The sequence below is a fragment of the Allobosea sp. 05T422_2 genome (genome assembly GCF_056396265.1).
The window spans coordinates 1-20,353 of sequence record NZ_JBFTLD010000033.1 but is presented as its reverse complement, the minus strand read 5'-3'; the positions used below and the strand labels follow the sequence as shown (position 1 = coordinate 20,353).

Sequence of the window (20,353 nt, the reverse complement as noted above, 5' to 3'; positions counted from 1 at the left end):
GGGCGAGTGCGTAAGACTCAGCGCGCGTCGTGAAAGATCAGCCCGGTGGTGTAGCGCTCGCCCGAGCGCACCCGGCTGACGCCGTGGCGGAGATTGACGCGGTAGGTGCCGCGGGAGCCCCGCATCGGCCTGTGCTGCACGGCGAAGATAGCGGCCTCTCCCTGTGCCAGCGGCACGACCTCGGGCCGTGATTGCATGCGCGGACGCTGMTCGACCAGGGTGAACTCCCCGCCGGTGAAATCGACGCCTGGCTGCGAGAGCAGGATGACCATCTGGAACGGGAAGAACAGGTCGCCGTAAAGGTCCTGATGCAGGCAGTTATAGTCGCCGGCGCCGTATTTCAGCAGCAGCGGGGTCGGCCGGGTCTGTCCGGCCTCGTGGCACAGGGTCAGGAAGGCGCCGAGCGCGTCGGGATAACGCTGCGCGATCCCGAGCGTCTCGTTCCAGCGGTTCGCCACGGGGGCGAGGCGCTCGTAGATGGCCGGCCGCAGGGCCGCCAGCATCTCCGGCAGCGGATGGGCGAAGTACTGGTACTCGCCACTGCCAAAGCCGTGCCGCGCCATGACGATGCGGCTGCGGAAACGGCTCTCGTCGGCATAGAGCGCAGCCAGCGCGCGGCATTCCGCCGGGCTGAGCAAAGGCCCGGTCAGGCCGACGCCATGGGAGTCGAGTTCGGCCTCGATCCGGCGCCAGTGCAGCGCGTCGACGCGCGCCGCGAGGGATGGAGGTTCGGGCAATTTTGCCGCGGCTGGCATGGCGGGGGCCTTCTTCGACTGGCATGTGCGTGTCGAGGAAGGCTCCCATGCCTCGGGCACCGGCTTCCACCCGGTTTCTGCGCGGCCTGCTGGATATCCGGACCACGTCCCGGTCCGGGCCGGTGCCTTAACCCGCGGGCTTGAGATAGGGCATCTTTACGCCCTGCTCGGCCATCGTGCTGCGATTGCTCGCCTGCCGCTTCTTGATCTCGGCACGGGCGACCGTGCGCAGATGCACCTCGTCCGGCCCGTCGATGAAGCGCAGCGCCCGGCCCCAGCTATAGATGAAGGCGAGCGGCGTATCATTGGAGAGACCGGCGGCGCCAAAGACCTGAATGGCCCGGTCGGCGATCTTGGTCTGGAGCCGCGTCGCCACGACCTTGATCGCGGAGACCTCGGTGCGCGCGGCCTTGTTGCCGTGCTTGTCCATCATCCAGGCGGCGCGCAGGCAGAGCAACCGCGCCTGGTCGATTTCCATGCGCCCTTCGGCAATCCAGTCCTGGACATTGGCATAGTCTGAGAGATGCCGGCCAAAGGCCTTCCGCTGCTGCGCGCGCTCGACCATCAGTTCGAGCGCGACCTCGCATTGGCCGATCGTGCGCATGCAGTGGTGGATGCGGCCGGGCCCGAGCCGCGCCTGAGCCAGCGCAAAGCCCGCGCCTTCCTCCCCGAGCATGTTGGCGGCCGGCACGCGGACAGTGTCGAAATCCGTTTCGGTATGGCCTTCCGGCGAATGGTGGTTGAGCAGCGGCAGGTTGCGCATCACGCTCACGCCCGGCGTATCCATCGGCACGATCACCATGGAATGGCGCTTGTGCGGGTCGGCCTCCGGGCGCGTGTCCGAGAGGCCCATGACGATGCAGAACTTGACGTTTGGATGCAGGGCGCCGGTGGTCCACCATTTCCGGCCGTTGATGACATAGTCATCGCCGTCGCGGGTGATCGTGGTCTGCAGATTGGTCGGATCGGAGGAGGCGACGCCGGGCTCGGTGATGCCGACGCAGGAGCGGATCTCGCCCTTCATCAGCGGCACGAGAAAGCGTTCGCGCTGCGCCGGCGTCGCGAACATGTGCAGGATTTCCATGTTGCCGGTGTCCGGGGCGTTGCAGTTGAACACCTCCGATGACCAGAAGATCCGGCCCATGATCTCCGCCAGGGGGGCGTATTCGAGATTGCTCAGCCGTGTGCCGGGCTCGTCGGGCTTCAGCGCCGGCAGGAATAGGTTCCACAGGCCCTCGGATTTCGCCTTCTCCTTCAGCCCGTCGATCAGTGCCAGCGGATAGCGCCCGGCCTCGACCTCATGTTTCCATATGGCGTCGGCCGGCTGCACATGGGCATCCATGAAGGCCTGCAGCCGTGAGCGGAGCTCTTCGACCCTGGCGGAATAGGCGAAATCCATGGTGATCCCCGTTCAACTCTGGTCGATGATGGTTGCGGCCTGCCGCGCGAAGCTCTCCGCCATCCCGCCGACCGCGACCGCATTCTCCGCCGCGGCATTGCCGGCCCTGGCGCGCGCCGCGATGCCGTCGAGAATGACGGCGAAGCGGAAGAGCGAGAAGGCGAGATGGAAGCGTCCCGGCCCGTCCTTGCGCCCGGCCGCTGCGCAATAGCGGGAGAGGTATTCGGCTTGCGTCGGGATGCCGAGCGCCTCGCGGTCGAGGCCCATGATGCCCTGATACATGGCGGGGCCGGAATGCCAGGGCAGGCAGGAAAAGGCGGCGTCCGAGAGCGGATGACCGAGCGTCGAGAGCTCCCAGTCGAGCACGGCGACGACGCGCGGCTCGACCGGGTGAAACATCAGATTGCCCAGCCGGAAATCGCCGTGGACGATGGTCGTCTCCGCGCTTTCATCGAGATGGGCGGTCAGCCAATCGATCAGCCGATCGATCTCGGGGATCTCGCGGGTCCTGGTCTCGCGCCATTGCCGGCCCCAGCGCGCGAGCTGTCGGGCATAATAGTTTCCCGGCTTGCCGTAATCGGCGAGCCCAGCCGCCTGCCAGTCGAAGCGATGCAGCGCTGCCAGGGTCTCGGCCATGGCGAAATACATCTGCCGACGCTCGGCCGGCACCACGCCCGGCAGCGCCGCGTCATGGAAGACACGGCCGTCGAGCCGCTCCATCAGATAGAAGGGCGTGCCGACGATATCGTCTTCCGCGTGGAACAGCAGCACCGGCGGCACCGGCACCTGCGAACCCGCGAGCGCCTTGAGGATGCGGTATTCGCGGTCGACCGCATGGGCCGAGGGCAGCAGCGGGCCCGGCGGCTTCTTGCGCATGACCAGCCGCGTGCCGGCTTCGGGAAAGGAGAGGAAGAAGGTCGGGTTCGACTGCCCGCCGCTGATGCGCTCCAGCGCCATCGCGCCGGCCGCCCGCCCGGGCAGGGCGGAGCGCAGGAAGGCTTCGAGCCGGGCAGGATCGAATTCGGGGGCGGCGGAGGCGGGGCCGGCGGACATGCCGGCATCATCGGGGCGGCAGGAGGCGAGGTCAACGCGGCAGGGAGCGTGGGGGGCTTGCGGAGCGTGCCACGATGAGAGCCGCGAGGAGGTTGGCGCAGGCGCAGGCGAGGATCGCGATCGCATAGCTCTGGTTCAGATCGAAGATGAGCCCGGCGGCCGTCGGTCCGATCAGGGTTCCAAACGCGACGCTCGTATAGAGAATGCCGATGATCCCGCTGACATTGCGCCCGCCGAAATTGTCCATGACGACCGCCGGCAGCACGGCGACCCAGCCGCCATAGAAGACGCCATAGAGCAGGGCGAAGACGGCCAGCATCGCGAATCCGCTCGAGAGCCACCAGATGCCCAGAGCGCCGGCCATGCCCAGGAACATGACGAGGAGGGCGCGGTGGCGGCCGATCCGGTCCGCCAGATTCCCGAGGCAGAAGCGGCCGGCCGTGCTGCCGACACCGATCAGCGCGAGCAGCAGGACGGCCCGACCCTGCGGGACGCCGCGATCTAGCGCGTAGGGCACGAGGTGGACGAAGGGGACGAAGGCCCCGAACGAGCCGATCAGGCAGGCTGCGTAGAGCCTGATGAAGGGGCGCGACCACACCGCCTCGCGAATCGACATGCCGGTCGCCTGTGCCGTGATGCCGCCTGGGGGCAGGGCGTCCCCGTCCGGCAGCAGCCCGCGTTGGCGCGGATCGCTTTCGATCAGGAGCGCCATCGCTGCACCAATGATCGCCGCGAGCCCGCCAAGCGTGAAATAGGCGTTCCGCCAGCCGATCTGCTCGATCAGGAGCGAGGCGAGCGGCGGCATCACGAGCGTGCCGACACCGATGCCGCTGACCGCGAGACCCGATGCGAAGCCGCGGCGCTTGACGAACCAGCGCTGCACCGCGCCCAGCGCTGGAACATAGGAGCAGCCGATGCCGAGCCCGACGCCAAGGCCATAGGCCAGGTAGATCTCGGTCAGGCTCCGCGCCGCTCCCGCCGCGGCCATGCCAAGCCCGGTGAGGAGCATGCCGAGGAAGACAAGCCTACGGGCTCCCCAGCGGTCCGCAAGCGGGCCGCTGATCAGTCCGAAGCCGAAATAGAGAAAGCCGGCGAGGGAGAAGACCAGGGAAACCGAAGCGCGGGAGGCGGAAAAATCCGCCTGCAGGGATTCGACGAAGGCGCTGAAGGTATAGGCGCTGCCGAAACCGACGAAGGTGACCGCAAACGCCGCCGCGACCACAAGCCAGCCATGGAAGATCGGGGAGGCGGGACGCGCCGGATTGGTGCTCATCGCAAGGCTCCTCAAAGKGTTGGGTGCTGGCGGTGCCATGTGGTCTCTGCCTGGAAGGCTGTGCCGGCACGGATCAGCATGTCCTCGCCCAGTTGCGCTGCAACGAGCTGGAGCCCGATAGGCATTCCCTCGCAGAAGCCGCCGGGCAATGTGAGCGTCGGGTTGCCGGTCATGTTGAAGGGGCAGGTATAGCGCTGCAGGTCGGCGATCAGCCCGGGCTGCTCTCCCAATGTACTGATCGTCGCGAGCGTCAGCGGCGCGAAAGGCTGAACCGGGGTCAGCAGCAGATCGATTGTGCCGAACAGGGCGGCGATGCGTCCACGAAAGGCCATGCGTCGCAGCAGGAGGCGCTGATAGTCGAGGCCCGACAGCGCGCGGCCCGTCTCGATGACCGAGGCGAGAACCGGGCCGTATTCGTCCTTGCACGCGGGATAGGTCGCTTCATGAGCGATGGCGGCTTCCACTGCGCAGTTCGGTGCCCAATCGGCGACGATCTGCTTCACATCCGGAAAGCGGACCTCGATGATCTCGGCTCCGAGCGCGCGATAGGTTGCGATGGCCTCGTTCAGAGCCATTTGCGTCGTCGCATCGACCCCTTCGCTGTTCCAGGCTGGATCGATGCCGATCCGTACGCCGCCGACGCCTTGCCAGGTCGCTGCGCGATAGTCGGGAACCGGCGCGCCGAGCGCGGTCGGATCCGCGGGATCGGCACCGGCGATGACGTGCAGGATCGCGGCGACATCCCTGGCATCGCGCGCCATCGGCCCGACATGGTCCAGCGTTGCGGCCAGCTCGAATACGCCGTGACGGCTGACGCGGCCCCAGCTCGGTTTCAGCCCAGTCAGGCCGGTCGCGGCGCAGGGCCAGCGGATCGACCCTCCGGTATCTGAGCCGAGCGAGCCGTAGCACAGGCCGGCCGCCGTCGCCGCAGCCGAGCMGCTCGACGAGATTCCGGTCCAGTACGCGGCATTCCAGGGGTTACGGGGCGGCGTCACCATGGGGTGGTGGTCGGAATAGGCCCCTTCCGTCATCTGCAGCTTGCCCAGCACCACGGCTCCCGCTTCCCGCAGGCGGCGCACAACCGTCGCATCCTCCCGCGGCCTGTGCTGCTTGTGGATCAGCATCCCACCGGCCGTCGGAAAGCCTCGCGTCCAGAACAGGTCCTTCACGGCAATCGGCACGCCATGCAGCGGTCCGCGATAGCGCGCGGCCGCGATCTCTGCCTCCGCGGCCTCTGCCTCGGCCAGCGCGGTATCGGCCATCACGCCGGCAAAGCTGTGAAGCTCCGTGTCCAGGCGTTCGATGCGCTCGAGCTGCGACCGCGTCACTGCCACGGGCGAGATGTCGCGCGTCTGGATGCGCGCCGCGAGCTCCGACAATGAGAGGTAATGCGTCGCGTCGGGGAGGCTAGGCATGCATGGCTCCGGCTCGAATGGATAAATCAATGATTGAGTTTTTCTCTTGCTGATCACTTCAAGGGAGCGGGCGATCCGCTGCAATGAAGTGATCAGTTGTAGCTAGTTTGACGAATGACCGGGCTGGGGGCAAACTAGCAATCCTGCAAAAACAAGTTAGAAAAACTAAATGAAACCCGATCGGCTGCCACCGCTGAATGCTCTGCGCGCCTTCGAGGCCACGGCTCGGCATCTCTCCGTGAAGGAGGCCGCCGATGAGCTCTGCGTGACGCCGGGCGCGGTCAGCCAGATGCTCAAGGCCCTGGAGCTTCATTTCGGCACGCAGCTCTTCCGGAGGATCAATCGCGGCATGGCCCTCACGCCCGCCGGGCAGAGCCTGATGCCGCCGGTGCGCAACGCCTTCCGGCAGATCGCCGAGGCATCAAGGCGCATTGTCGCCGATCCCGGCACGGGCCCGCTGACGATCAGCACGACGCCATTCTTCGCGAGCGCCTGGCTGGTGCCACGCCTCAAGCAGTTCCACGACGCCCATCCCGATATCGATCTGCGGGTCGTGACCGGTACTGCTCTGGTCGATTTCGTCCGCGACGGGGTCGATGTCGCGGTCCGGCATGGCTTCGGCCATTATCCGGGATTGCGCAGCGAGCTTCTGGTTGCGGTCGAGGTCGTTCCCGTCGCGGCTCCGGCCCTGCTCGCATCCCTTGGCAGGCCGAAGGATGCGGCTGGCCTGGCGCGCTGGCCGCAGGTCCATGACAGCGAGCGCAAGGCCTGGCAGCGCTGGTTCCAGGCGCAGGGCATCGAGGAATTCAGTGCGCCGCGCGGGCCGTCCTTCGACGATTCAGGCCTGATGCTGAAAGCGGTGCTTTCCGGTCAGGGCGCAGGATTGCTGCCGGCGGCGATGATCGAAACCGACATCGCGGAGGGGCGGCTCGTCCAGCTCGCGAATGTCGCGCTGCTCGAGGATTTCGCCTATTTTCTCGTCTTCCCCGATACAGGCCGGGTGCGGCCCAGGGTTGCCGCGTTCTGCGCCTGGATGCGGGAGGTCGCCGCCGCCTATAGGCAGGCGGCGTAKCTGGGCTGGTAGCTGATCGCCGCCTCAGGCCGTCCTCCGTTCCCTGCCCTGTGCCAGCAAGCCTCCCGCGATGATCAGGCCGCCGCCGAGGAGCGAGACGGGGGAAGGCAGGGTCGTGAATAGGAGGGTGTCGATCAGCATCGCCCAGAGCAGGCCGGAGAATTGCCAGGGTGCGAGTCCGGAGGCTTCGCCGCGCCGGAGCGCGCCAGCGATACAGGCGAGGGCAGCCGTCTGGATCACCGTGAAGAGCAGAACGAGGGCGAAGGCCTCCGCGCTGACCTGATGCCAGAACCAGAGCATCGTTGCCGCGAGCAGCGCGAAACCGACAACCGCGACCTGCATGGCGGTATCGAGGCTGTTCGCGACATCGCGCAGCCGGCGCACCAGGATCTGATACAGCGCGTAGCTGGCGGCCGCGCCAATCGAGGCGAGGATACCTGGCCAGGCTCCGCCTTCGCTCGGCCTGACGATCAGCAGCATGCCGGCAAAGCCGCTCGCAGCACCGAGCCAACGTCCGAGCGAGACGCGCTCGCCGAGCAAGAGCCCGCCCAGTGCAGTGAGCAAAAGCGGCGCCGTGAATCCAAGCGCCGAGGCTGCCGTGACCGGCATGAGGCTATAGGCGACGATCGCCAGCACGTTCGAGGCGACCAGCGCGGCAGCCGCGGCGCGCTGTTCCCATGCGCGCGGCGGGTGCAGCAACCGCGCCCGCGTGACGCCGCTCCTTGGCCAGGCCAGCAGGACGAGGCTTCCCGCCAGGACCAGAAGACAGCGCAGGAAGGTCACCTGCAGCGCGCTCAATCCGTAGGAGGAGACCAGGGTCTTCGACAGGGAGTAGCCCAGGACATAGAGCAGGCTGGAGGACAGCACGAGGCCGACCGCCAGCAACATCGTTCGGCTGCTCCGCTTGTCCCTGACCATCTCGACTCGCATCACCATGCCCGGCACCTCGCGATCACGGGCCGGACCATGCGCGCCCAAAGCGGTGCTGGTAAGTGGCGAGATAGACGACTATCGTAAAAATCATGCCAAAGCGCATAAAGGCATCTCCGCAGGCCCCGCACCGCGTCGTCGCGGTTGCCTATGACCGGCTCTGCACCTTCGAATACGGCATTGTCGCCGAGGTGTTCGGCTCGCGCCGGCCCGGGCTGCCGGAAAACTGGTACGAATTCCGCACCGCCGCCGGCGAGGCCGGGCGTTTGCGCGCCCATGGCAGCCTTGCGGTCGAGGCTGATGGCGGGCTCGACCTGCTGCAGGGGGCGGGCACCATCATCGTTCCCGGCTGGCGCGGCCTGGCCGAGCCGGTGCCGGAGCCGCTGGCGGGCGCGCTTCGCGCGGCGCATCGCGGCGGCAGCCGCGTCGTCTCGATCTGCGGCGGAGCCTATGTGCTGGCGGCTGCCGACCTGTTGGCCGGGCGCAGGGCGACGACCCATTGGCAGTACGGTGCTGATTTTGCGAAGCGCTACCCCGCGGTGCGCCTCGAGCCCGATGTGCTCTATGTCGACGAGGGCGACATCCTGACCTCGGCCGGCAGCGCGGCCGGCATCGACCTTTGCCTGCATATCGTCCGCCGCGACCATGGGCCCGAGGCTGCGAACCTGGTGGCGCGCAGCATGGTCGTGCCGCCGCATCGCAGCGGCGGCCAGGCACAGTTCGTCCGTCGCCCGCTACCGCCGCAGACCGGGTCGCGCCTGTCGCCATTGCTCGACTGGATGCGTTCGTCGCTGGCCGAGGACCTGACCTTGCAGCGGCTCAGCGACCGGGCCGGCATGAGCCAGCGCACGTTCTTCCGGCGTTTCACAGAGGCCACTGGCAGCGCGCCGGGCGAGTGGATCCTCAACGAGCGTGTCGCCCATGCCTGCGATCTGCTGGAGACGACCACGCTCGGGGTCGACGAGGTCGCCTATCGCGCCGGGCTCGGTTCCGCGGCGGCGTTGCGCCACCATTTCCGGCAGCGTCTGCGCACCACGCCAACCGCCCATCGGCTGCAGTTCTCGCGCGGCTAGGCGGCTTCGGCCGCGTGTTGCATCAGCTGGGCTCCAAACCGCGCGCTGTGCTGCGCGCGGTCGTGACGCGCTGAGGATCAGGCCGCATCCAGCCCATAGAGCGAGTGCAGCGTCCGCACGGCGAGCTCGGTATAGGCGGCGTCGATCAGCACCGAGAACTTGATCTCGGAGGTCGTGATCGCGCGGATGTTGATGCCCTTCTCGGCGAGCGCGTGGAAGGCGCGGGCCGCTACACCGGCATGGCTGCGCATGCCGACGCCGATGGCCGAGATCTTCACCACGTCGGTGGCGCCCTGCAGGCTCTGGTAGGCGATGCTGTCGTGGCGGCTCTCGAGCAGCGTCTTGGCGCGCTCGTAATCGGCGGTCGGGACGGTGAAGGTGATGTCGGTGGTCGCCTGGTCGTCCGAGACGACCTGGATGATCATGTCGACATTGATGTTCGCATCAGCGAGCGKACCGAAGATGGCCGCGGCCACGCCCGGCTTGTCGGCGACACGCCGGAGCGTGATCTGGGCTTCGTCGCGCGAAAACGCGATGCCGGTGACGATCTGCTGTTCCACGATGTCGTCCTCGTCGCAGATGAGGGTGCCTGGATTGGGATTGTCGGGGTCGTCGAAGGAGGAGCGCACATAGGTCGGTACGCGCTGGACCATGGCGATCTCGACCGAGCGCACTTGCAGCACCTTCGAGCCGAGCGAGGCCATTTCCAGCATCTCCTCGAAGGAGACCTTGTCCATGCGCCGGGCCTTCGGCACGACGCGCGGGTCGGTGGTATAGACGCCGTCGACATCGGTGTAGATGTCGCAGCGATCGGCCTTGAGGCCGGCGGCAAGCGCGACCGCGCTGGTGTCGGAGCCGCCGCGCCCGAGCGTAACGATGCGTTTCGTCGTTGCGTGCATGCCCTGGAAGCCGGAGCAGACCGCGATCTCGCGATTGCGGTCGAAGCCGGCGAGGATGCCGGCGCCGTCGACGCCCTCGATGCGGGCGGAGCCATGGGCGTCCGAGCCGAAGAGCGGGATCTGCCAGCCCTGCCAGGAGCGCGCCGGCAGGCCCATGGACTGGAGCACGATTGCCATCAGGCCGGAGGTGACCTGCTCGCCGGATGCGACCACGGCGTCATATTCCGCGTGATCGTAAAGCGGTGCCGCTTCCTTGCACCAGGCCACGAGTTCGTTGGTCTTGCCCGACATGGCGGAGACGACGACTGCGACCTGGTTGCCGGCGTCGAACTCGCGTTTGACGTGGCGGGCGGCATTCTTGATACGCTCGACAGTGGCGACGGAGGTCCCGCCGAATTTCATCACCAGACGGGCCATAGCGGTCCAAGGGCTCTCTAGAAACGCCCGGCGACGTGCCGGGACGAAAGGTCCCCCTCGCGCCGGGCGAAGGGCGGGTGTAGATGACGGGCAGCACCGCAAGTGTCAATGCGGTCCGCGCCCGATTGGCACAAAGGGGGAATTACGCATGGCATCCGCAGCGTCTCAAACCGGCTCGACGATCGATGCTGCCGAGGTTGCGCGCTTCGATGCCATGGCCAGGACCTGGTGGGACCCGAAGGGTCCCATGGCCGTGCTGCACAAGTTCAATCCGGTGCGGCTCGGTTTCGTAAAGGATCTCGCCTGCGAACGCTTCGGGCGCGATCCGAAATCGCTGCGATCGCTGGAGGGGCTGGCGCTGGTCGATATCGGCTGCGGCGGCGGCGTGCTGTCGGAGCCCCTGGCGCGGCTCGGCGCCGAGGTCACGGGGCTCGATCCGGCTCCGACCAATATCGCGGTCGCCCGAGCCCATGCCGAACGCAGCGGGCTTGCGATCGACTATCGCGAGACGACGATCGAGAGCCTCGTCGCCGAGGGGCGGCGCTTCGACATCGTGCTCGCCATGGAGGTGGTCGAGCATGTCGCGGATGTCGAGGCCTTCGTCGGCGCCTGCTGCGCGGCGGTGAAGCCCGGCGGCCTCTTGGTGATGGCGACGCTCAACCGCACGCTGAAATCCTATGCGCTGGCGATCGTCGGTGCCGAATATGTCCTGCGCTGGCTGCCCCGCGGCACGCATGACTGGGAGAAATTCGTCACGCCGGCGGAACTCGAGGCTGCAATCGCGCGCAATGGGCTGGAGCTCGGCGAAAGCACCGGGGTGGCCTACAACCCCTTCACCGATCGCTGGTCGGCGTCGCGCGACATGGATGTGAACTATATGCTCGCAGCGGCGCGGCCGGTCTAGCGGCCGGTCCCGTCAGCGCTCGGCTGGGGCCAGTCGCTCTTCCAGGGCGTTCAGGTCGTCCAGGAACCACAGGGCCTGGCCCTGGTTTGCCTCGCGAACGAAATCGCGTAGCGCCTTGCTCTCGGCGCTCCAGCGCGAGAGGTCGCCGATGATCGCGAGCTGCATCCGGTAATTGACGAATTTCTGGGCGACTTCGCCGGCGAGACGCGTGCTGAGCTTGAAGAAATCGTCGCTCAGGCGCGCGACCGGGATCACGACCAAATCTGCATCTTCGGCCCAGGCCGAACCCAGGAAATCGCCGATGTCGCGCTCGCTGGCGAGCAACGGGCCGTCTTCGGCGCATAGCAGCACGCGCCTGCCGCGAATCTCGAGGGAACTGTCCATGCCGGCGATTGTCTTGACCATGCGGCAGGAAAGCAAGCGACCTCAGATCACCCGCTTGGCGACCCCGCCCGCCACGAGCGCCAGAATCCCGGCTGTGGTGGCGGCAATGGCGGTGGCCATTTGCCGGTTCGCAATGATCACATAGCCGAGCCTTCGCCACAGGATCGCGCCGACAATGGCGCCKCCGACGAGGACGATGGCATTGGGAATGATGCCGAAGCCGTGCTCCCCAAGGATGCCGTCGGCAATCCAGCCCAGCAGCAGCGCGCAGCCGGYAGCGAAGCCAAGGAAGACCAGGAATTCCGGCAGTGGAAGGTCAGGAAGGCCGAGCAGTAGCAGCAATAGACGCATGGTCGATCGCTCCAAAGTATTTGCGGGCTGAAATTAGCACGGCTGGGCCGCTGGTCATGCAGGCTCGTGCTGGTGAGGTTAAAAAACGTCTGCAGATCGTTTCAAAATTCACAGCGAAGGACATGAGGCAAGGGGAGCTGATCTTCGGCTGCAGCGTATCGGCCGCCGCCCGACGAGCCCTGGGCGGAGATGCGCAATCTTCTCAGGCACGATCTTCGCGTTCCATCGGAACATAAGCCGGGATTCGGACTTGTTTTTTGCAGTGCGACATAATTCCTTAGGAGGATAGCGCAGCGCAGCATCGAGCCGCATGATCACCTCAACTCCGTCGGCCGCCCTTTCGCGGCGCAAGGCGGCGAGGAAGACCAAGGGGAGAGAGCCATGTCCAAGCCGCAGCCTGTTCCGCACCGCCCGCTGAAGGATCTCTACGAACTGAACGAGCTGCCGCCGCTCGGGCATGTCCCCGCCACCATGTATGCCTGGACCATCCGGCGCGAGCGCCATGGCCCGCCGCAGGAGAGCTTCCAGGTCGAGGTCGTGCCGACCTGGGCGATCGGCGAGGAGGAGGTGCTGCTGCTCGTGATGGCTGGCGGCGTCAACTATAACGGCATCTGGGCCGGGCTCGGCCAGCCGATTTCGCCCTTCGACGTCCACAAGGGATCGCTTCATATCGCCGGCTCCGATGCGTCCGGCATCGTCTGGGCCGTTGGTTCCAAGGTGAAGCGCTGGAAGGTCGGCGACGAAGTCATCGTCCATTGCAACCAGGACGATGGCGACGACGAGGAGTGCAATGGCGGCGACCCGATGTTCTCGTCCTCCCAGCGCATCTGGGGCTACGAGACGCCGGACGGCTCCTTCGCCCAGTTCTGCCGGGTGCAGTCACGCCAGCTGATGCAGAAGCCGAAGCACCTCTCCTGGGAAGAGTCGGCTTGCTACACGCTGACCCTGGCGACCGCCTACCGCATGCTCTTCGGGCACGCCCCGCATACGATCAAGCCGGGCGACAACGTGCTCATCTGGGGGGCGTCGGGCGGGCTCGGCGTCTTCGGTGTGCAGCTGTGTGCGGCTTCGGGCGCCAACGCGATCGGCGTGATTTCGGACGAGAGCAAGCGCGACTACGTGCTCGGCCTCGGCGCCAAAGGCGTGATCAATYGCAAGGAGTTCAATTGCTGGGGCCAGATGCCCAAGGTCAATTCGCCCGAATATACCGAATGGACCAAGGAGGCTCGCAAGTTCGGCAAGGCGATCTGGGACATCACCGGCAAGAAGGATGTCGATATCGTCTTCGAACATCCCGGCGAGGCGACCTTCCCGGTCTCCTGCCTCGTCGCCAAGCGCGGCGGGATGGTCGTCTTCTGCGCCGGCACCTCGGGCTTCAACATCACCTTCGACGCCCGTTATGTCTGGATGCGGCAGAAGCGCGTGCAGGGCTCGCATTTCGCCCATCTCAAGCAGGCGAGCGCCGCCAACCAGTTCGTGCTCGACCGGCGCGTCGACCCCTGCATGTCCGAGGTCTTTCCCTGGGAGAAGATCCCGCTCGCCCACCACAAGATGTGGAAGAACGAGCATGCTCCCGGCAACATGGCCGTGCTGGTCTATGCCCCGCGCACCGGCCTGCGGAATTTTGACGATGTCGCGGAGGCGCTTGGCGGCTGAGCCGCGCGCGGCCGGCGAAGGCTCTGTCAGGACCGCCTCACCAGCCTGATCCGCGGGAAGCGCCCCGTCCAGGCCGGGATGCGTCGCGCGCATGTCCCCGGCCGGCTAGCGCGCCAACAAATGTTTCGACTACGGTGACGCAAGGCCAGATCCACAACGGATTCGGCCGGGACGCTTYGCGACGGCTGACCCTTGCTCCCTGAAGCGCCCGCAAGACTGGCAGGTGAGATTTATGGCGCTTCATCGTTTCGTCCCGCATTCCTATTCCAATGTCATGGCCACGCTGCCCCCGGTCCTCACGGTCGCCAGCGGCGACACGATCGTGACGACGACACTCGATGCCGCCGGCATCGACCATGAGGGCGTGCAGCGGGCCCCGCGCGGCAACCCGATGACCGGTCCGTTCGCCGTTGCGGGAGCAGAGCCGGGCGATGCGCTGATCGTGGCGATCGACAGGATGACGCCGAACCGCAAGACCGGCTGGACCTATTCGCCACTCTCGCAACAGGTGGTCGATCCGCGCACGGTGGCCGAGCTGCCGAAGAGCGAGCGCTTCGAATGGGCCATCGACGCCGAGAAGGGCACAGTCAGGCTGATCGGCGCCTCGGAGCGCATCTCGGGCTGGAGCTTTCCGCTGGCACCGATGATCGGTTGTTTCGGCGTGGCTCCGGCCGGCGGCCAGGCGATCTCGACTGCGACCAGCGGCTCCTATGGCGGCAATATGGACTATCGCCGCTTCGGGCCGGGCGCGAGCATCGCTTTCCCGGTTTCCGAGGCGGGCGGGCTGTTCTTCCTGGGGGATGGCCATGCCTGCCAGGGTGATGGCGAGATCGTCGGCACCGGCATCGAGACCAGTTTCGAGATCGCGTTCACCCTGCATCTGCGCAAGAATGCGCCGGGCCGGTGGCCGCGTTGCGAGACCGCGACCGAGATCATGACCCTGGCCAGCGGCCGCCCGCTCGACCAGCCGCTCCAGTTCGCGACGACCGAGATGCTCCGCTGGATCGTCGACGACCTCGGTGTCGATACCGTCGAGGCGAGTCATCTGCTCGGCCAGTTGGTCCGTTACGACGTCGCCAACATCTTCAACCCCGCTTATTGCGTGGCCTGCCGGCTGGATAAGAACGACATCACGAGGGCGATGTCGCTGCTCGGCAAGTAACCCCAGCGAGGCGGCGCCCGGCTGGGAGTCCAGGGCAATAACGCTTGGGCAAGAGCTCAGCCGGCCTGTAGCGGCTTGCGATAATACACCACCCGCTCGGTTTCTTCGAAACCGAGCGCCTCATGCGTCTGCTGCGAGACGGCATTGGACAGGTCGGTGTCCGAGGCGAGTTCCATGCAGCCATGGCTCTTTGCCCAGGTCTCGACGGCTGCGCAAAGCGCCCGGGCGACGCCGTGAAGCCGTGAGCCGGGCGTGACATAGATCCCTTCGAGGAAGCCGACGGGCGAGGTTTCGCAGCCATTGACGTAGTCGTGCCGCAGGGCGGCCTCGGCAAGGCCGATCGCCAGGCCAACATCGTCCCGCGCGATGAACGCGGTATCGTTCGCACTTGCGAGAATGCCCACGGCCTCGTCGCGATGCTCCTGCGCGGTCGAATCCGGCCAGAGGGCCAGGCGCAGCCTGATCCAGTCCTCCTGCGTCTCATCCGTGCAGGTTTCGATCAGCATCGGACCAGCCGCGTCCCTCTTGCCAGTTGGATCGGCAACAATGCGGTCGCGCCCGCCGGTCACGACGCCAGGCGTTCCAGCATGGTGTAGGGACCGCCCTTGTAGGTGGTGCTTCCGAAGGGCCGGTATCCGAACTTGTCCGCCAGGCGCAGCGAGGCGACGTTTTCGGGGGTGATGATGCAGACGGTGCGGGCAGGGGCGTGCGTGCGGGCAAGCCAGTCATGGCTTGCGGCGACCGCCTCCGCAGCCAGGCCCCGTCCATGCGTCGAGCGCGCCATGATCCAGGAGGCTTCCGGGAATCCGTCGAAGCGCTCGCCCAGGCCGCGGTGGAAATCGGCGAGGCCGACATCGCCGACCAGTTCGCCGCTTGCCTTGTCGAAGACGGCGAACATGCCGTAGCCGAGCAGCGACCAATGGCCGGCATAGCGCAGCAGCCGGTTCCAGCYATCCTCCCGCGACAATTGCGGCACGGCAATGAACCGGAACAGGTCCCGGTCCGAAAACATCGCGTACCAGGGTTCGAAATCCTCCAGCGCGTGAGGGCGCAGGAGCAGGCGTGGTGTCTCGATCATGGCGGGACAGAAAGCAGCAGCACGACTCGGCGTCAACGCAGGAGAACGCCCTACAGCCCCGCGATCGCCTCGCCGGGATCGGCCTTTGGAGCCCTGGCGATCGCGAAGGCGGCGTTCAGCTCTGCGCCATAGAGGAAGATCGCGGCGAGCCAGTAGAGGAAAACGAGGGCGATCATCGCCGTCGCAAGGCCGGCATAGGTCGTGACATAGGCACCTGCAAAGCCGTCGAGATACCAGCCGAAGCCGAGGCCGCCGACGAGCCAGAAGGCGAGGGTGACGAGAATGCCGGGCCAGAGCGTCCGGATATGCGGGGCGCGGGCCGGCAGCGTGCTGTGTGCGACGATCAGCGCCAGCACGATCAACATGGTCGCGCCAGCGACGCGCAGGAAGCTGAGCAGGATGGAGAGTGGCGCCAGCCAGGGCGCGAAGCCGATCAGCCAGCGCAKGACCAGGGGCCCGAGCACCACGAGAAACGCGAAGGAGAGCATGAACACGGCGCCGCCGATCACGTAGAGGATCGATTCCAGCCGTGTGTGCCACCAGGCCCGCCATTCATAGGCCTCGTAGGCACGGTTGAGGCCGATGCGCAGCGCCTCGACGCCGGACGACGAGAAATACAGCGCCAGCAGCGCGCCAAAGGTCAGCGCGTCGCTGCGGACCGCCGTCAGCACCGAGCGCACCTCGCGTGCGATCGGGATGGCGATCTCCTTGGGCCAGGCCTCGAGCAGCAGCGCGGTTGCCTCATCGGCCGCATTCTGCGTGCCGAAGACGCCGCCGAGCGCGGTCACCAGGATCAGGAAGGGGAAGAGCGACATCAGCACGGAGAGCGCGATATGGCTCGCGATCGCCCAGGAATCATGGGCGAGGAAACGCTCGAACGCGAGGGAGGGGACGGACAGCAGCGACATGCGGAGACTCGGGCGAGCGGGCGCTGATTGTGACCTCAACCCGCCCCGCCGTCATCCAGGCTCTGTGCCCGATCCACCCGCGGCCCCTCGCTGGCCCGGCATGACGCATTCGTTCCCTCCCCCGGACATGCCGTCCCGGCGTCGTCGGACGGCGACAAGCGCTTGCTCCGGGATTATCAGGGCGATCAGCGAAAGCCGGTGCCCATGCTCGAATCGCCCCTGTTCCTGCGCGTCATCCCGCTCGTCTTCACGCTTCTCTGGTCGAGCGGCTGGATCGTTGCCGGCTATTCCGCGCGCTATGCCGACCCGCTGACCTTCCTGGCCGTGCGCTATGCCTGTGCCGGCCTGCTGCTCATCGGCCTGGCGCTCGCCGTCGGTGCCCCCTGGCCGAAGGGCCGCCGCGCGATCATCGACTGCATCGTCACCGGTATCCTGCTGCATGCCGTTTATCTCGGCGGCGTCTGGTGGGCGGTGCGCCATGGCCTGCCGGCCGGAGTTTCCGGCCTGATTGCCGGCCTTCAGCCCGTGCTGACTGCGCTGTTTTCCCCCCTTCTGGTCGGCGAACGCATCTCGCCGGTGCGCTGGGCCGGGATTCTCTGCGGTTTCCTCGGCATCGCCCTGGTGCTCGAGCCGAAGCTGGTCGGCGTCGATCCGCAGGCGCTCGCCGGCATCCTGCTGCCGGTCGGCGTCAATATCGTCGCGATGTTCGCCGTGACCTTCGGCTCCTTCTATCAGAAGAAGCGCATCGTCACCGGCGATCTGCGGACCGTGACCGCCTGGCAGTACACCGCGGCCTTCCTCGTCACGCTGCCCGTCGCCTATGCGCTCGAACCGATGCGGATCGAGTGGAACCTGACCATGGCCCTGGTGCTGGCCTGGTCGGTCCTGGCGCTCTCGCTCGGTGGAATCGGGCTCTATCTCTGGCTGATCCGGCGTGGCGAAGTCTCGCGCACCGCGACCTTCCTCTATCTCGTGCCGCCGGCCGTCGCGGTCGAGGCGTGGCTGCTCTTCGGGGAGACGCTGACGCCGCTCCAGCTCGTCGGCATGGCTGTGGCGGTGCTCGGCGTCGTGCTGGCCAGTCGAAAATAGTCTGGCCCCCAGCCGAAAGGTGGATTTCGGATTCGCCAGGTTCTCTCCTATGCTGCGTCGCAACAAAGGGAGAGAGATCATGAGCGCCAACGTCGCCCGCCACTCCGAGGCCCCTGGCTCCGCCGTCGAGCTGATCGGTGCCGCGCTGCCAGGCTTCGAGACGCTGCTCGACCAGGCGATCGCTGCGGTACGCCAGAAGGTGCTGGTCGACGGCAAGATCTCGTCTTCGAGGCTCGAAGCCGAGCAGCACGCGGCGCATGGCCTGTCCTGGCTCGCGACCTATGTCATGGCGTTGCGAGAGCTGAAGGCCTATGGCGAGCGCCTGCAGGTGGAGGACCGCTACGGCGCCACCGAGGATTACGCGCTGCGCGTCGGCGCCGGTGAATATGCAGCCCAGATCTTTGGCGGCATCCCGATGAGCCAGGGCGAGATCGTCAGGCTCCCGGCGCTCGGCCTTGGCCAGAAGTCGATCGCCGCCGCGCGTGGCGAAGCGGCGGAAACCCTGATCTCCGAGGGCAACACGCCGGAAAACCGCGCGCGCCTCGTCGCCTTGTTCAGCCAGTCGCAGGGGCTCGCCAGTGTCGGCGATCCCGGCCTCGACGAGACCCTGGAAGCGATCCGCTCCGAGATGCGCCGCTTCTGCGAGGCGGAGGTGACGCCGCATGCGCACGAATGGCATCTGGAGAACCACTACATCCCGATGCCGGTCGTCGAGAAAATGGCCGAGCTCGGCGTCTTCGGCCTGACCATTCCCGAGGAATTCGGCGGCATGGGCCTCAGCAAGGTCTCGATGTGCGTCGTCTCGGAGGAGCTTTCGCGCGGCTATATCGGCGTCGGCTCGCTCGGCACCCGCTCCGAAATCGCGGCCGAGCTCATCCTCTGTGGCGGCACGCCGGAGCAGAAGGCGCATTGGCTGCCGAAGATCGCCGCGGGCGAGACCTTGCCGACGGCCGTCTTCACCGAGCCCAATACCCGCTCGGACCTCGCTTCGCTGCGCACCAAGGCGGTGCGGGATGGCGATGTCTTCAAGGTCCATGGCAACAAGACCTGGATCACCCATCCCGTTCGCGCCGATATCATGACGCTGCTTGTCCGCACCGATCCGGACGCACCGGGTTATCGCGGCCTCTCCATGCTGATTGCCGAAAAGCCGCGCGGCACGGACGAAGACCCGTTCCCGGTTGCCGGACTGACCGGCGGCGAGATCGAGGTGCTCGGCTATCGCGGGATGAAGGAATACGAGCTCGCCTTCGACGGTTTCGAGGTCAAGGCCGGGAACCTGCTCGGTGGCGTCGAAGGCCAGGGCTTCAAGCAGCTCATGCAGACCTTCGAGGCGGCCCGAATCCAGACGGCGGCGCGCGCCATCGGCGTGGCGCAATCGGCTTTCGATCTGGGGCTGCGCTATGCGCAGGAGCGCATCCAGTTCGGCAAGCCGCTGATCGCCTTCCCGCGCGTCGCCGACAAGCTCGCGATGATGGCGGCTGAAATCCTGATCGCCCGCCAGCTCACCTATTTCGCCGCTCGCGAGAAGGACGCCGAGCGCCGCTGCGATCTCGAGGCCGGCATGGCCAAGCTGCTCGGCGCCCGGGTTGCCTGGGCCGCCGCCGATAACGCGCTGCAGATCCATGGCGGCAATGGTTTTGCGCTGGAATACCCGATCAGCCGCGTCCTCTGTGACGCCCGCATCCTGAACATTTTTGAGGGTGCGGCGGAGATTCAGGCGCAGGTGATCGCACGGCGGCTGGTCGAGGGCTGACAGCCCCCGGACCCGCCGGAGGAAGCCGGCTGTGTTTGCATCGGCTTTTCCGAAAACCGCAATCCACTCTTCGGGTCGATGCGTTAGCGCTTCGCCTTCCCGGCAGGCTCCAGGGCGGTCGCGCCATCGAACGGGTAGGCCGCGCCGGAGACCTCGATCGCCACATGCGTTCCCGGCTCCGGCGGGGACAGGTCGGATGAGCGCAACTGCAGCAGGGTGTCCGTATCCGCATCGAGCGCGATCGTGACGAGGCTGCTGGCGCCGCCGAACTCGACCTCGACGATCCTCCCTCCGGTGCCGCCAGCGAGCTCTGAGGCGGCCGATGGCCGCAGGCGAAGCTGTTCGGGGCGCAGCAGGATCGTTGCCGGGCCGCGCCGGGTTCGGTCGGTGATCGCAATCTGGACGAGTGCGCAGCGCGCCGCGCCATCGGCCAGCTCCGCCTGCAGCAGGATCGCGTCGCCGAGGAAACGAGCGATCGCGGGGTTGAGGGGTTGCATGTAGAGAAGCCGTGGCGGCCCGGCCTGGACCAGTCGGCCCTCCTTCAGCACGACGAGCTGGTCGGCGAAGCCGAGCGCTTCGCCCTGGTCATGCGTGACGAGGATCGCGGTCACCGCGAATTCTCGCAGCACGTCGGCCACCTTGCGGCGCATGGTCTCGCGCAGCCCGGTATCGAGGGCGGAGAAGGGCTCGTCCAGAAGCATCAGCCGCGGCCGCCGGGCGAGCGCACGGGCGAGGGCGACGCGCTGCTGCTGGCCGCCGGACAACTGGTGGGTGGTGGG

General features: G+C 66.8%; 20 protein-coding genes. 7 read left to right on the top strand and 13 right to left on the bottom strand.

Annotated elements, in window-relative coordinates; all coding sequences use genetic code 11:
• Positions 1-17 precede the first annotated feature (17 nt).
• The 5 genes from AC1DJT_RS08840 to AC1DJT_RS08820 all read right to left on the bottom strand — a co-directional run bounded on the left by AC1DJT_RS08840 (position 18) and on the right by AC1DJT_RS08820 (position 5,895).
• Complete coding sequence (locus tag AC1DJT_RS08840) at positions 18-755, bottom strand: 2OG-Fe(II) oxygenase (RefSeq protein ID WP_476833918.1); 738 nt, start codon at positions 753-755, stop codon at positions 18-20.
• 127 nt (positions 756-882) lie between these two features.
• On the bottom strand, positions 883-2,154 hold the full coding sequence (locus AC1DJT_RS08835; protein WP_441504822.1) for an acyl-CoA dehydrogenase family protein: 1,272 nt from the start codon (positions 2,152-2,154) through the stop codon (positions 883-885).
• Positions 2,155-2,166: 12 nt separating this feature from the next.
• A complete protein-coding gene (locus tag AC1DJT_RS08830; protein ID WP_441488790.1) occupies positions 2,167-3,207 on the bottom strand; it encodes a phosphotransferase family protein in 1,041 nt (346 codons plus the stop codon).
• Between the two features lie 31 nt (positions 3,208-3,238).
• Positions 3,239-4,480, bottom strand: coding sequence for an MFS transporter (locus tag AC1DJT_RS08825; protein ID WP_441504821.1), 1,242 nt, complete (start codon positions 4,478-4,480; stop codon positions 3,239-3,241).
• Between the two features lie 11 nt (positions 4,481-4,491).
• Positions 4,492-5,895 (bottom strand): amidase, encoded by a 1,404-nt coding sequence (locus tag AC1DJT_RS08820; RefSeq protein WP_476833917.1) that lies wholly within the window; start codon positions 5,893-5,895, stop codon positions 4,492-4,494.
• A 169-nt stretch (positions 5,896-6,064) separates the two neighbouring features.
• Between AC1DJT_RS08820 and gcvA the strand changes: the two genes are divergently transcribed.
• A complete protein-coding gene (gene gcvA / locus AC1DJT_RS08815) occupies positions 6,065-6,979 on the top strand; it encodes a transcriptional regulator GcvA (RefSeq protein ID WP_476833916.1) in 915 nt (304 codons plus the stop codon).
• 12 nt (positions 6,980-6,991) lie between these two features.
• Here the strand turns inward: gcvA and AC1DJT_RS08810 are convergent, their stop codons facing one another.
• Positions 6,992-7,903, bottom strand: a complete 912-nt coding sequence (locus AC1DJT_RS08810) for a DMT family transporter (protein ID WP_476769600.1) — start codon at positions 7,901-7,903, stop codon at positions 6,992-6,994.
• Positions 7,904-7,989: 86 nt separating this feature from the next.
• Here AC1DJT_RS08810 and ftrA point away from each other — a divergent pair, with 86 nt between their 5' ends.
• Positions 7,990-8,970: a transcriptional regulator FtrA gene (gene ftrA / locus AC1DJT_RS08805; RefSeq protein ID WP_441488785.1), complete on the top strand. Its 981-nt coding sequence runs from the start codon at positions 7,990-7,992 to the stop codon at positions 8,968-8,970.
• Between the two features lie 77 nt (positions 8,971-9,047).
• On the opposite strand, the gene AC1DJT_RS08800 is transcribed toward ftrA, so the two are convergent.
• The gene (locus tag AC1DJT_RS08800; protein ID WP_476833915.1) at positions 9,048-10,286 is read right to left on the bottom strand and encodes an aspartate kinase; all 1,239 of its coding nucleotides are present in this window, start codon (positions 10,284-10,286) and stop codon (positions 9,048-9,050) included.
• Positions 10,287-10,434: 148 nt separating this feature from the next.
• Between AC1DJT_RS08800 and ubiG the strand changes: the two genes are divergently transcribed.
• Positions 10,435-11,190, top strand: a complete 756-nt coding sequence (ubiG, locus tag AC1DJT_RS08795) for a bifunctional 2-polyprenyl-6-hydroxyphenol methylase/3-demethylubiquinol 3-O-methyltransferase UbiG (protein WP_476769602.1) — start codon at positions 10,435-10,437, stop codon at positions 11,188-11,190.
• A 12-nt stretch (positions 11,191-11,202) separates the two neighbouring features.
• Here ubiG and AC1DJT_RS08790 read toward each other — a convergent pair whose 3' ends face one another.
• Entirely contained in the window at positions 11,203-11,574 is a 372-nt protein-coding gene (locus tag AC1DJT_RS08790) for a DUF4180 domain-containing protein (RefSeq protein ID WP_441488782.1), read from the bottom strand.
• Positions 11,575-11,616: 42 nt separating this feature from the next.
• The gene (locus AC1DJT_RS08785; protein ID WP_476833914.1) at positions 11,617-11,925 is read right to left on the bottom strand and encodes a hypothetical protein; all 309 of its coding nucleotides are present in this window, start codon (positions 11,923-11,925) and stop codon (positions 11,617-11,619) included.
• A gap of 381 nt (positions 11,926-12,306) precedes the next feature.
• Between AC1DJT_RS08785 and ccrA the strand changes: the two genes are divergently transcribed.
• Together ccrA and AC1DJT_RS08775 are read left to right on the top strand one after the other, a co-directional pair.
• Positions 12,307-13,581 (top strand): crotonyl-CoA carboxylase/reductase, encoded by a 1,275-nt coding sequence (ccrA, locus tag AC1DJT_RS08780; RefSeq protein ID WP_476833913.1) that lies wholly within the window; start codon positions 12,307-12,309, stop codon positions 13,579-13,581.
• A gap of 232 nt (positions 13,582-13,813) precedes the next feature.
• Positions 13,814-14,743, top strand: coding sequence for an acetamidase/formamidase family protein (locus AC1DJT_RS08775; protein WP_441504813.1), 930 nt, complete (start codon positions 13,814-13,816; stop codon positions 14,741-14,743).
• A gap of 56 nt (positions 14,744-14,799) precedes the next feature.
• On the opposite strand, the gene aac(6') is transcribed toward AC1DJT_RS08775, so the two are convergent.
• The 3 genes from aac(6') to AC1DJT_RS08760 form a co-directional block, all read right to left on the bottom strand.
• Positions 14,800-15,246 (bottom strand): aminoglycoside 6'-N-acetyltransferase, encoded by a 447-nt coding sequence (gene aac(6'), locus AC1DJT_RS08770; RefSeq protein ID WP_441504860.1) that lies wholly within the window; start codon positions 15,244-15,246, stop codon positions 14,800-14,802.
• Between the two features lie 62 nt (positions 15,247-15,308).
• Positions 15,309-15,821, bottom strand: a complete 513-nt coding sequence (locus AC1DJT_RS08765) for a GNAT family N-acetyltransferase (RefSeq protein ID WP_476833912.1) — start codon at positions 15,819-15,821, stop codon at positions 15,309-15,311.
• Positions 15,822-15,871: 50 nt separating this feature from the next.
• Entirely contained in the window at positions 15,872-16,729 is an 858-nt protein-coding gene (locus AC1DJT_RS08760; protein ID WP_476833911.1) for a YihY/virulence factor BrkB family protein, read from the bottom strand.
• Between the two features lie 204 nt (positions 16,730-16,933).
• On the opposite strand from AC1DJT_RS08760, the gene AC1DJT_RS08755 reads away from it, so the two are divergent.
• Both AC1DJT_RS08755 and AC1DJT_RS08750 read left to right on the top strand, forming a co-directional pair.
• On the top strand, positions 16,934-17,818 hold the full coding sequence (locus tag AC1DJT_RS08755) for a DMT family transporter (protein ID WP_441478411.1): 885 nt from the start codon (positions 16,934-16,936) through the stop codon (positions 17,816-17,818).
• A 79-nt stretch (positions 17,819-17,897) separates the two neighbouring features.
• Complete coding sequence (locus tag AC1DJT_RS08750) at positions 17,898-19,574, top strand: acyl-CoA dehydrogenase family protein (protein WP_476833910.1); 1,677 nt, start codon at positions 17,898-17,900, stop codon at positions 19,572-19,574.
• 83 nt (positions 19,575-19,657) lie between these two features.
• On the opposite strand, the gene AC1DJT_RS08745 is transcribed toward AC1DJT_RS08750, so the two are convergent.
• Positions 19,658-20,353: ABC transporter ATP-binding protein (locus AC1DJT_RS08745; protein WP_476833909.1), on the bottom strand; the 696-nt coding region annotated here is incomplete at its 5' end.

What these genes read in the sequence shown, in the direction of transcription:
- ubiG (WP_476769602.1), top strand. Translation starts at nt 10,435, where the DNA reads ATGGCATCCGCAGCGTCTCAAACCGGCTCGACGATCGATGCTGCCGAG.
- AC1DJT_RS08775 (WP_441504813.1), top strand. Translation starts at nt 13,814, where the DNA reads ATGGCGCTTCATCGTTTCGTCCCGCATTCCTATTCCAATGTCATGGCC.
- AC1DJT_RS08825 (WP_441504821.1), bottom strand. Translation starts at nt 4,480, where the DNA reads ATGAGCACCAATCCGGCGCGTCCCGCCTCCCCGATCTTCCATGGCTGG.
- AC1DJT_RS08755 (WP_441478411.1), top strand. Translation starts at nt 16,934, where the DNA reads ATGCTCGAATCGCCCCTGTTCCTGCGCGTCATCCCGCTCGTCTTCACG.
- AC1DJT_RS08790 (WP_441488782.1), bottom strand. Translation starts at nt 11,574, where the DNA reads ATGGACAGTTCCCTCGAGATTCGCGGCAGGCGCGTGCTGCTATGCGCC.
- AC1DJT_RS08830 (WP_441488790.1), bottom strand. Translation starts at nt 3,207, where the DNA reads ATGTCCGCCGGCCCCGCCTCCGCCGCCCCCGAATTCGATCCTGCCCGG.
- ftrA (WP_441488785.1), top strand. Translation starts at nt 7,990, where the DNA reads ATGCCAAAGCGCATAAAGGCATCTCCGCAGGCCCCGCACCGCGTCGTC.
- AC1DJT_RS08810 (WP_476769600.1), bottom strand. Translation starts at nt 7,903, where the DNA reads ATGGTGATGCGAGTCGAGATGGTCAGGGACAAGCGGAGCAGCCGAACG.
- AC1DJT_RS08835 (WP_441504822.1), bottom strand. Translation starts at nt 2,154, where the DNA reads ATGGATTTCGCCTATTCCGCCAGGGTCGAAGAGCTCCGCTCACGGCTG.
- AC1DJT_RS08750 (WP_476833910.1), top strand. Translation starts at nt 17,898, where the DNA reads ATGAGCGCCAACGTCGCCCGCCACTCCGAGGCCCCTGGCTCCGCCGTC.